At 61.3% G+C, this 10,747-nt stretch carries 9 protein-coding genes; all 9 read left to right on the top strand.

What is annotated here, in order from left to right:
- The first annotated feature begins 57 nt into the window (after positions 1-57).
- The 9 genes from arcC to HYE77_RS17980 all read left to right on the top strand — a co-directional run bounded on the left by arcC (position 58) and on the right by HYE77_RS17980 (position 10,588).
- On the top strand, positions 58-987 hold the full coding sequence (arcC, locus tag HYE77_RS17940) for a carbamate kinase (protein ID WP_177069071.1): 930 nt from the start codon (positions 58-60) through the stop codon (positions 985-987).
- Between the two features lie 18 nt (positions 988-1,005).
- Positions 1,006-1,368 carry a DUF5064 family protein gene (locus HYE77_RS17945; RefSeq protein ID WP_003220051.1) on the top strand — a complete coding sequence of 121 codons (363 nt, stop codon included), beginning with the start codon at positions 1,006-1,008 and terminating at the stop codon, positions 1,366-1,368.
- 199 nt (positions 1,369-1,567) lie between these two features.
- Positions 1,568-3,076 carry a sigma-54-dependent transcriptional regulator gene (locus tag HYE77_RS17950; protein ID WP_102605962.1) on the top strand — a complete coding sequence of 503 codons (1,509 nt, stop codon included), beginning with the start codon at positions 1,568-1,570 and terminating at the stop codon, positions 3,074-3,076.
- Between the two features lie 402 nt (positions 3,077-3,478).
- A complete protein-coding gene (gene gcvH / locus HYE77_RS17955; protein ID WP_003220049.1) occupies positions 3,479-3,862 on the top strand; it encodes a glycine cleavage system protein GcvH in 384 nt (127 codons plus the stop codon).
- 10 nt (positions 3,863-3,872) lie between these two features.
- Positions 3,873-6,719: an aminomethyl-transferring glycine dehydrogenase gene (gene gcvP, locus HYE77_RS17960; RefSeq protein ID WP_177069072.1), complete on the top strand. Its 2,847-nt coding sequence runs from the start codon at positions 3,873-3,875 to the stop codon at positions 6,717-6,719.
- Between the two features lie 141 nt (positions 6,720-6,860).
- Positions 6,861-8,237 (top strand): L-serine ammonia-lyase, encoded by a 1,377-nt coding sequence (locus tag HYE77_RS17965; protein ID WP_177069073.1) that lies wholly within the window; start codon positions 6,861-6,863, stop codon positions 8,235-8,237.
- 39 nt (positions 8,238-8,276) lie between these two features.
- Positions 8,277-9,401, top strand: a complete 1,125-nt coding sequence (gene gcvT, locus HYE77_RS17970) for a glycine cleavage system aminomethyltransferase GcvT (protein WP_177069074.1) — start codon at positions 8,277-8,279, stop codon at positions 9,399-9,401.
- A 390-nt stretch (positions 9,402-9,791) separates the two neighbouring features.
- Positions 9,792-10,004 carry a cold-shock protein gene (locus HYE77_RS17975; RefSeq protein WP_003220045.1) on the top strand — a complete coding sequence of 71 codons (213 nt, stop codon included), beginning with the start codon at positions 9,792-9,794 and terminating at the stop codon, positions 10,002-10,004.
- Between the two features lie 95 nt (positions 10,005-10,099).
- Positions 10,100-10,588 carry an RDD family protein gene (locus tag HYE77_RS17980; RefSeq protein ID WP_003220044.1) on the top strand — a complete coding sequence of 163 codons (489 nt, stop codon included), beginning with the start codon at positions 10,100-10,102 and terminating at the stop codon, positions 10,586-10,588.
- Positions 10,589-10,747 lie beyond the last annotated feature (159 nt).

A 10,747-nucleotide genomic window follows, 5' to 3' on the forward strand; every position in this document is an offset into this window, starting at 1 on the left:
CCGCTCCCACATTTGGCCCGGTGTTCACAACGCTGGATTCTGGAAGGACAACCTTATATGCGTATCGTCGTTGCACTGGGCGGCAACGCCCTTCTGCGCCGTGGTGAACCCATGACCGCAGACAATCAACGGGCCAATATCCGCATCGCCACCGAACAGATCGCCAAGATCCACAAAGGCAACGAGCTGGTGATTGCCCACGGCAATGGCCCGCAAGTGGGCCTGCTGTCGCTGCAGGCTGCCGCCTACACCCAGGTTTCACCTTACCCGCTGGATGTGTTGGGAGCCGAAACCGAAGGCATGATCGGCTACATCATCGAACAGGAACTGGGCAACCTGCTGGACTTCGAAGTGCCGTTCGCCACACTGCTGACCCAGGTCGAAGTCGACGCCAAGGACCCGGCCTTCCAGAACCCGACCAAACCCATCGGCCCGGTGTACTCCAAAGCCGAAGCGGAAAAACTCGCCGCTGAAAAAGGCTGGGCGATTGCCCCCGATGGCGACAAGTATCGCCGCGTAGTGGCCAGCCCACGGCCAAAGCGGATCTTTGAAATCCGCCCGATCCAGTGGTTGCTGGAAAAAGGCAGCATCGTGATCTGCGCCGGCGGCGGCGGGATTCCGACGATGTATGGCGAAGACGACAAGCTCAAGGGCATTGAAGCCGTGATCGACAAAGACCTGTGCTCCTCGTTGCTGGCCGGGCAACTGGACGCCGATTTGCTGGTGATCGCCACCGACGTCAATGCGGCATTTATCGACTTCGGCAAGCCCACCCAGAAAGCCATCGGCCAGGCGCACCCGGACGAAATCGAAAAGCTCGGCTTCGCCGCCGGCTCCATGGGACCCAAGGTCCAGGCCGCCTGCGAGTTCGCCCGCCAGACTGGAAAAACCGCAGTGATCGGTTCACTCTCGGACATCGAAGCGATCGTCCAGGGCAGCGCCGGCACCCGCATCAGTACCGCAAAACCTGGCATCACCTACCTGTGAAGTAGAGGAGAAACGCCTATGGCTACCTTTGAACCTGGTCACCTGCACATCGAACGCCACGCGCTGAACAAGGATGACTACAGCTACAACCTGTGCATCGACTACGAAGTCAGCCAGGACCCAAAGGAAGGCAAGGGAATGCTCTTCAAGATGCACGGCACGGTGCAGGGCAAGGAGCTCAAGGAAGAGTTCTTCCTGCCCAAGGACCAGTCGTTTGACTTCGCCCGGCAGGCGATGAACATCGCGCAGAAGTACGGCATGCCGAAGATTGCCGTGCTCAATGGCCAGATGCACAAGCAGTACGATTTGATGTTTGAGGATGTGCGGCATCAGCTGGATGTGAAGCCTGGGGATCCGGTCAAACCCGAACACCTCGAATAACCTGATTTCCCAGGCACCAACTATCAAATGTGGGAGCGGCGGTGCGACGATTCGACTTGCTCGCGAATGCGGTGTATCAGTTGATACATCCGGTGACTGACACACCGCATTCGCGAGCAAGCCCGCTCCCACATTTTGATCTCCATCTTCTCCAAGGCATACTTGCCACCTCTCGCTCGCCAGAACCAAAAACAGCCCCATGCGTATCCACGTCAGCTTCATCGACCGCGTCGGCATCACCCAGGAAGTCCTGGCCTTGCTCGGTGGGCGCAATCTGAACCTGGATGCGGTGGAAATGGTTCCGCCCAACGTCTACATCGACGCGCCAACCTTGAGTGCCGAGGTACTGGAAGAGCTGCGTGATGCACTGTTCAGCGTGCGCGGAGTGCAAGCCGTGACCGTGGTCGACATCCTCCCCGGCCAGCGCCAGCACCTGCAACTCGACGCCCTCCTCGCCGCCATGACGGACCCGGTACTGGCCCTGGACAGCGCCGGCAAGATCCTGCTGGCCAACCCGGCGCTGATCGCCTTGTACGGTCGCGAACCCGCCGGAGAAAGCATCAACGAACTGTTCGACGACCCAACCCTGCTGGCCACTCTGCTGGAACACGGCTTTCGCCTGGCCCTGCGGGAAATCAGCGTCAACGGCCAGACCCTGCTGCTGGACGCCACGCCGATCACCGACGCCGGCGCCCTGCTGACCCTGTACCAACCCAATCGCATCGGCGAACAACTGTCGGCGCTGCACCATGACCACGCCGAAGGTTTCGACGCGTTGTTGGGCGAGTCTCCGGCGATCCGCACCCTCAAGGCGCGGGCGCAACGGGTGGCGGCGCTGGATGCACCGTTGTTGATCCAGGGCGAGACCGGCACCGGCAAGGAGCTGGTGGCCCGTGCCTGCCACGCCATCAGCGCGCGCCACAGCGCGCCGTTCCTGGCCCTGAACTGCGCGGCGCTGCCGGAGAACCTGGCCGAGAGCGAACTGTTCGGCTACGCCCCCGGCGCCTTCACCGGTGCCCAGCGTGGCGGTAAGCCGGGGCTGATGGAACTGGCCAACCAGGGCACGGTGTTCCTCGACGAGATCGGCGAGATGTCACCTTACTTGCAGGCCAAGCTGCTGCGGTTTCTCAACGACGGCAGCTTCCGCCGGGTGGGCGGCGACCGTGAGGTGAAGGTCAATGTGCGGATCCTCAGCGCCACCCACCGCGACCTGGAAAAGATGGTCAGCGAAGGCACCTTCCGCGAAGACCTGTTCTACCGCCTCAACGTGCTCAACGTCGAAGTGCCGCCCCTGCGCGAGCGCGGCCAGGACATCCTGCTGCTGGCCCGCTACTTCATGCAGCAGGCCTGCGCGCAGATCCAGCGCCCGGTCTGCCGCCTGGCGCCGGGCACCTACCCGGCGCTGCTGGGCAACCGCTGGCCGGGCAACGTGCGCCAGTTGCAGAACGTGATCTTCCGCGCCGCGGCCATTTGCGAAAGCAGCCTGGTGGACATCGGCGACCTGGACATCGCCGGCACCTCGGTGGCGCGGCAGAACGATGGTGAAGTCGACAGCCTGGAGCAGGCCGTGGAGGATTTCGAGCGCGGGTTGCTGGAGAAGCTCTATGTCAGCTATCCGTCCACGCGCCAGCTGGCCAGCCGCCTGCAAACCTCCCACACCGCCATTGCCCATCGCCTGCGCAAGTACGGTATTCCCAACAAGCCCTGACTGACTGCACGCGATCAAAATGTGGGAGCGGGCTTGCTCGCGAATGCGTTGGGTCAGTCAATACATTCGGCACTGACATACCGCATTCGCGAGCAAGCCCGCTCCCACATTTGATCTACGGCACCCTCAAAAGCGACCTCCGTCTGTACTGAAAGCGCTACAGTGGAACGATATCGATACACACCGTCGTAGGCGTCGCCATGCAAGGCTTTGATCCTCATAGTCTTTTTTTCAACGGTCCAGCTGTAGCGATATCGCTACAACCACCTTCCGAACATCACCCGCCATAATCAGTAACTAATTGTTTTATAACGATAAAAAAACATTGGCCGCAATTTTGCTAAGCAACTCCCCATTATTCCAATCCCGTCCACCAGACGAATCTGGCCCTGAGGAGTTTCCATGAGCGAGTTGCGCTTTACTGAAGATCACGAATGGCTGCGCGCCGAAGCCGACGGCAGCGTGACCGTGGGCATTACCGCTTTTGCGCAGAACGCGCTGGGTGATGTGGTTTTCGTGCAACTGCCTGAGCTGCAGTCCTACGACAAAGGGGCAGAAGCCTCCACCGTTGAATCGGTCAAGGCCGCCAGCGGCGTATACATGCCATTGGACGGCGAAGTCCTCGAAGTAAACGACAAGCTGGACGGCAGCCCCGAGCTGGTCAACGAAGACCCGATGGGCGAAGGCTGGTTCTTCCGCTTTAAACCGGCTGATGCCGACGCAGTAGCTAAGCTGTTGGATCAGGATGCGTATGACCGCCTGATCAAAGCCAACGCTGAAGCCTGAGGAGCGCGCCATGACTAATCTGACCACCGCCAACGAATTCATCGCCCGCCACATCGGCCCGCGCCAGGACGACGAGCAACACATGCTCGCCACCCTGGGCTTTGATTCCCTGGAAGCCTTGAGCGCCAGCGTGATCCCGGAAAGCATCAAGGGCACCGCTGTGCTGGGCCTGAGCGACGGCCTGAGCGAAGCCGACGCACTGGCTTCGATCAAGGCGATTGCCGCCAAGAACGAGCTGTTCAAGACCTACATCGGCCAGGGCTACTACAACTGCCACACACCGTCGCCGATCCTGCGCAACCTGCTGGAAAACCCGGCCTGGTACACCGCCTACACGCCGTATCAGCCGGAGATTTCCCAGGGCCGCCTGGAGTCGCTGCTGAACTTCCAGACGCTGATCAGCGACCTCACCGGCCTGCCGATCGCCAACGCCTCGCTGTTGGACGAAGCCACCGCCGCTGCCGAAGCCATGACCTTCTGCAAACGCCTGAGCAAGAACAAAGGCAGCAACGCGTTCTTCGCCTCCGTGCACAGCCACCCGCAAACCCTCGACGTACTGCGCACCCGTGCCGAGCCGCTGGGCATCGACGTGGTCGTGGGCGACGAGCGTGAACTGACCGACGTCAGCGCCTTCTTCGGCGCCCTGCTGCAATACCCGGCCAGCAACGGTGACGTGTTCGACTACCGCGAACTGACCGAGCGCTTCCACGCCGCCAATGCGCTGGTAGCCGTGGCCGCCGACCTGCTGGCCCTGACCCTGCTGACCCCGCCGGGTGAGTTCGGCGCCGACGTGGCCATCGGCAGCGCGCAACGCTTCGGCGTGCCGCTGGGCTTCGGTGGCCCGCATGCGGCGTACTTCTCCACCAAGGATGCGTTCAAGCGCGACATGCCGGGCCGCCTGGTCGGCGTCTCCGTGGACCGTTTCGGCAAGCCGGCCCTGCGCCTGGCCATGCAGACCCGCGAGCAACATATCCGCCGCGAGAAGGCCACCAGCAACATCTGCACCGCCCAAGTGCTGTTGGCCAACATTGCCAGCATGTACGCCGTGTACCACGGCCCGAAAGGCCTGACCCATATTGCCAACCGCATTCACCACCTGACCGCGATCTTCGCCAAAGGCTTGGGCGCATTGGACCTGGCGGTTGAACAAGCCCACTTCTTCGACACCCTGACCATCAAGACCGGCGCGCAAACTGCTGCCCTGCACGACAAGGCTCGCGCCCAGCGTATCAACCTGCGTGTGGTCGACGGCGAACGCGTTGGCCTGTCGGTGGACGAAACCACCTCCCAAGCCGACATCGAAACCCTGTGGAGCGTGTTCGCCGGCGGTAAAGCCCTGCCGGACTTCGCCGCATTGGCTGCCAGCGTTGAAAGCACCCTGCCGGCCGCCCTGCTGCGCCAGTCGCCGATTCTCAGCCACCCGGTGTTCAACCGTTACCACTCCGAAACCGAGCTGATGCGCTACCTGCGCAAACTGGCCGACAAGGACCTGGCCCTGGATCGCACCATGATCCCGCTGGGCTCGTGCACCATGAAGCTCAACGCCGCCAGCGAAATGATCCCGGTGACCTGGGCCGAGTTCGGTGCCCTGCACCCGTTCGCCCCGGCCTCGCAAAGCGCCGGCTACCAGCAACTGACGACCGAACTGGAAGCCATGCTCTGCGCGGCCACCGGTTACGACGCGATTTCCCTGCAACCGAACGCCGGTTCCCAGGGCGAATACGCCGGCCTGCTGGCCATCCGTGCCTATCACCAGAGCCGTGGCGAAGAACGCCGCGATATCTGCCTGATCCCGTCGTCGGCCCACGGCACCAACCCGGCCACCGCCAACATGGCCGGCATGCGCGTCGTGGTCACCGCCTGCGATGCACGCGGTAACGTCGACATCGAAGACCTGCGTGCCAAGGCCATCGAGCACCGCGAGCACCTCGCTGCGCTGATGATCACCTACCCGTCCACCCATGGCGTGTTCGAAGAAGGCATCCGCGAAATCTGCGGGATCATTCACGACAACGGCGGCCAGGTGTACATCGACGGCGCCAACATGAACGCGATGGTCGGCCTCTGCGCCCCGGGCAAGTTCGGCGGCGATGTGTCCCACTTGAACCTGCACAAGACCTTCTGCATTCCCCACGGCGGTGGCGGCCCGGGCGTCGGCCCGATTGGCGTCAAATCCCATCTGACGCCGTTCCTGCCCGGCCATGCTGCGATGGAACGCAAGGAAGGCGCGGTCTGCGCCGCACCGTTCGGCAGCGCGAGCATCCTGCCGATCACCTGGATGTACATCAGCATGATGGGCGGAGCGGGCCTCAAGCGCGCTTCGCAGCTGGCGATCCTCAACGCCAACTACATTTCCCGTCGCCTGGAAGAGCACTACCCGGTGCTGTACACCGGCAGCAACGGCCTGGTGGCCCACGAATGCATCCTCGACCTGCGCCCGTTGAAAGACAGCAGCGGCATCAGCGTGGATGACGTGGCCAAGCGCCTGATCGACTTTGGTTTCCATGCGCCGACCATGTCGTTCCCGGTGGCCGGCACCTTGATGATCGAGCCGACCGAAAGCGAATCCAGGGAAGAACTGGACCGCTTCTGCGACGCGATGATCGCCATCCGCGAAGAGATTCGCGCGGTGGAAAATGGCTCGCTGGACAAGGACGACAACCCGCTGAAGAACGCACCACACACTGCTGCGGAACTGGTTGGCGAATGGAGCCACCCATACAGCCGCGAGCAAGCGGTGTACCCGGTGGCGTCGTTGATCGAAGCCAAGTACTGGCCGCCGGTTGGCCGGGTCGACAACGTGTTTGGCGATCGCAACCTGGTGTGCGCGTGCCCGTCGATCGAGAGCTACGCGTAACCTGATGTGGGAGCGGGCTTGCTCGCGAATGCGGAGTGTCAGTTGATACATCTGGTGACTGACCCGCCGCTTTCGCGAGCAAGCCCGCTCCCACATTGGACCGAGTACATCCGATCAATAATAAGAAACCGGAGAACAACCATGTCTTTAAGCGTGTTCGACCTGTTCAAGATTGGCATCGGCCCCTCCAGCTCTCACACCGTCGGCCCGATGCGCGCTGCCGCTCGATTCGTCGAGGGACTGAAGCGCGACAACCTGCTGGGCGCCACCACCTGCGTCAAGGTGGAGCTCTACGGCTCACTCGGCGCCACCGGCAAAGGCCACGGCAGTGACAAGGCCGTATTGCTGGGCCTGGAGGGCGAACACCCGGACACCGTGAACACTGAAACCGTTGCCGCCCGCCTGTTGGAAATTCGCGGCAACGCACGCTTGAACCTGCTCGGCGAACACAGCATTGCGTTCAACGAGAAAGAACACCTGGCGATGATTCGCAAACCCCTGCCCTATCATCCCAACGGCATGATCTTCCGCGCCTTCGACGCCGCCGGCTTGCAGATTCGCAGCCGCGAGTACTACTCGGTGGGCGGCGGTTTTGTGGTGGATGAAGACGCCGCCGGCCACGACCGGATTGTCGAAGACGCCACGCCCCTGACGTTCCCGTTCAAAAGTGCCAAGGACTTGCTCGGCCATTGCGCCACCTATGAGCTGTCCATCAGCCAGGTGATGCTGACCAATGAAAGCGCCTGGCGCCCGGAAGCGGAAACCCGCGCCGGCCTGCTGAAGATCTGGCAGGTGATGCAGGACTGCGTGGACGCGGGCTGTCGCAACGAAGGGATTTTGCCGGGAGGGCTGAAGGTCAAGCGCCGCGCCGCCGCGTTGCATCGCCAACTGTGCAAGAACCCGGAATCGGCGCTGCGCGACCCGCTGTCGGTGCTGGACTGGGTCAACCTGTACGCGCTGGCGGTCAACGAAGAAAACGCCAATGGCGGGCGCGTGGTGACGGCGCCCACCAACGGTGCGGCCGGGATTGTGCCGGCGGTGTTGCACTACTACATGCGCTTTATCCCGGGGGCCAGCGAAGACGGGGTGGTGCGCTTCCTGCTCACCGCCGCGGCCATCGGTATTCTGTACAAGGAGAACGCCTCGATCTCCGGCGCCGAAGTCGGCTGCCAGGGGGAAGTCGGCGTGGCCTGCTCCATGGCTGCCGGCGCCCTGTGTGAAGTGTTGGGCGGTACGGTTTCCCAGGTGGAGAACGCCGCCGAGATCGGCATGGAACACAACCTCGGCCTGACCTGCGACCCCATCGGCGGGCTGGTGCAGGTGCCCTGCATCGAGCGCAACGCCATGGGTTCGGTCAAGGCCATCAATGCGGTGCGCATGGCCCTGCGCGGCGACGGGCAACACTTCGTGTCCCTCGACAAGGTCATCCGCACCATGCGCCAGACCGGCGCCGACATGAAAAGCAAATACAAGGAAACCGCCCGTGGCGGTTTGGCGGTCAACATTATCGAGTGCTGACGCCTATAAGCGCGTCCGCACGTTTTTCAGGAGCTGAATATGTCCACCGAAACCCTGTTGAAAACCCCGTTGCACGCCCTGCACATCGAACTGGGCGCACGCATGGTGCCCTTCGCCGGCTACGACATGCCGGTGCAATACCCGCTGGGCGTGATGAAAGAACACCTGCACACCCGTGAACAAGCCGGGTTGTTCGATGTGTCGCACATGGGCCAGATCCGCCTGACCGGCGCCGGTGCCGCCAAGGCCCTGGAAACCCTGGTGCCGGTGGACATCATCGACCTGCCGGTGGGCATGCAGCGTTATGCGATGTTCACCAACGAGCAAGGCGGCATCCTCGATGACCTGATGGTCGCCAACCTGGGTAACGACGAACTGTTCCTGGTGGTCAACGCCGCCTGCAAGGACCAGGACCTGGCCCACCTGCGCCAGCACATCGGTGACCAGTGCACCATCGAGCCACTGTTCGAGGAACGCGCCCTGCTGGCCCTGCAAGGCCCGGCTGCCGTCAGCGTGCTGGCGCGCCTGGCGCCGGAGGTCAAGCACATGACCTTCATGCAATTCGCACCGACCCGCCTGCTGGGCGTGGACTGCTACGTCAGCCGCTCGGGCTACACCGGCGAAGACGGCTTCGAAATCTCGGTACCGGCCGCGAACGCCGAGGCCCTGGCCCGCAGCCTGCTGGCCGAAACCGAAGTACAGGCCATCGGCCTGGGCGCCCGCGACTCCCTGCGCCTGGAAGCCGGCCTGTGCCTTTATGGCCATGACATGAACACCGAGACCACGCCGATTGAAGCCAGCCTGTTGTGGGCAATTTCCAAGGCCCGTCGTGCTGATGGCGCACGCGCCGGTGGCTTCCCGGGCGCCGATGCGATCTTCACCCTGCAACAAACCGGCGTCAGCCGCAAACGCGTAGGCCTGTTGCCACAGGAACGCACGCCGGTCCGTGAAGGCGCAGAAATCGTCGACGAACACGGCACCGTGATCGGCAGCGTCTGCAGCGGCGGTTTTGGCCCGAGCCTGGGCGGCCCGCTGGCCATGGGTTATCTGGACAGCGCTTTCATCGCACTGGATACCGAAGTATCTGCGTTGGTACGTGGGAAAAAGGTGCCACTACGTGTAAGTAAAATGCCATTCGTGCCACAACGTTACTACCGTGGTTGATTGACTGTTCCTATAAGTAACGCGGTTGCGTTAACGTGCACTAATCTGTAACGCAACCGCCACATTAAAGTGCATTGACGATAGTCAATGTTATGTTCAGTCACCTATAACAAGTGACGAATTCTATCGAATAAACGCGTTCCACATTGTGGACAGAAGTGTAACGAGGCCGAGCAAAACCTGGGGTTTTGCCGGGGCTTGTTTTTTCTGTATTAGTTGGCGTAGAGTTTGCCCACTGTGTTTGCATGGGTCGCTTTGAACCTGGACCTGGGCAGTAGCCAAAGTTTGCTACAACCCGTTCGACGTCTCTTACTTTCCTGCAACCCAGCCCAGTACTCTTTCATGTGAAAGGGGCTGTCATTAATTTTTTTGCGTCAAGGAAATAAGAAAATGGCTGATCGTCAGAGCGGTACCGTCAAGTGGTTTAACGACGAAAAAGGGTTTGGTTTTATCACTCCAGAAAGCGGTCCGGATCTGTTCGTCCACTTCCGCGCTATTCAGGGCAACGGCTTCAAAAGCCTGAAAGAAGGCCAGAAAGTGACCTTCATCGCGGTGCAAGGCCAGAAAGGCATGCAAGCCGACGAAGTACAAGCAGAAGGCTGATCCTTGCTGCGACAAAAAGCCCCTGATATGACATCAGGGGCTTTTTTATGGGCGTTCTTCCGTAAAATGGCTTTTTTCCTGCCGAGAGCCATGCCATGTCGAAACACCTGCTGAGCCCCCAAGGCGAGTTTCCCGCCGTAGGCCTGGGCCGTCGTCTGGCAGCGATGTTCTATGACTTCCTGTTGTGCACCGCCCTGCTGATCGTCACGGCCTTTATCTACAAGCTGGTGTGGATGGGGTTTGTCGGGGAGGCCAAGTTACGGGCGCTGTCTGAGTCTGGCGCGCTGGACGGTGATCCGCTGTTGTCGACGATTTTGTTTTTTGTGTTGTTTGGGTTTTTTGCCAAGTTCTGGACGCACTCGGGGCAGACCCTGGGGATGCAGGTTTGGGGGGTGCGGGTGCAGAACGCTGATGGGTCGCGGATTAGTCTGTGGCAGGCGTTGTTGCGGTTTGTGGTGTCGATTGCTTCGTGGTTGTGCCTGGGGCTTGGGTTTATCTGGTCGTTGTTCGACAAGCAGAAACGTGGCTGGCATGACATTTATTCGGATACGCGGTTGGTGCGGGTTCCGAAGAAAAAGAAGTAGGTTTTTAGATTGGGGGCATATCCGTTGCTGCGGTTATGGCCGCTATTGGTTCCGCTTTTACAGCGGCTCACTTTTGAAAAGCGCAAAAGTAAGCAAAACGCTCTTGCCCCACCACTCGGCTCCTCGCTTAGGCTCGGAGTGCCCTCACTCCGGCTTTGG

The sequence above is a fragment of the Pseudomonas sp. IPO3774 genome, from assembly GCF_013386835.1.
Lineage (GTDB): Bacteria > Pseudomonadota > Gammaproteobacteria > Pseudomonadales > Pseudomonadaceae > Aquipseudomonas.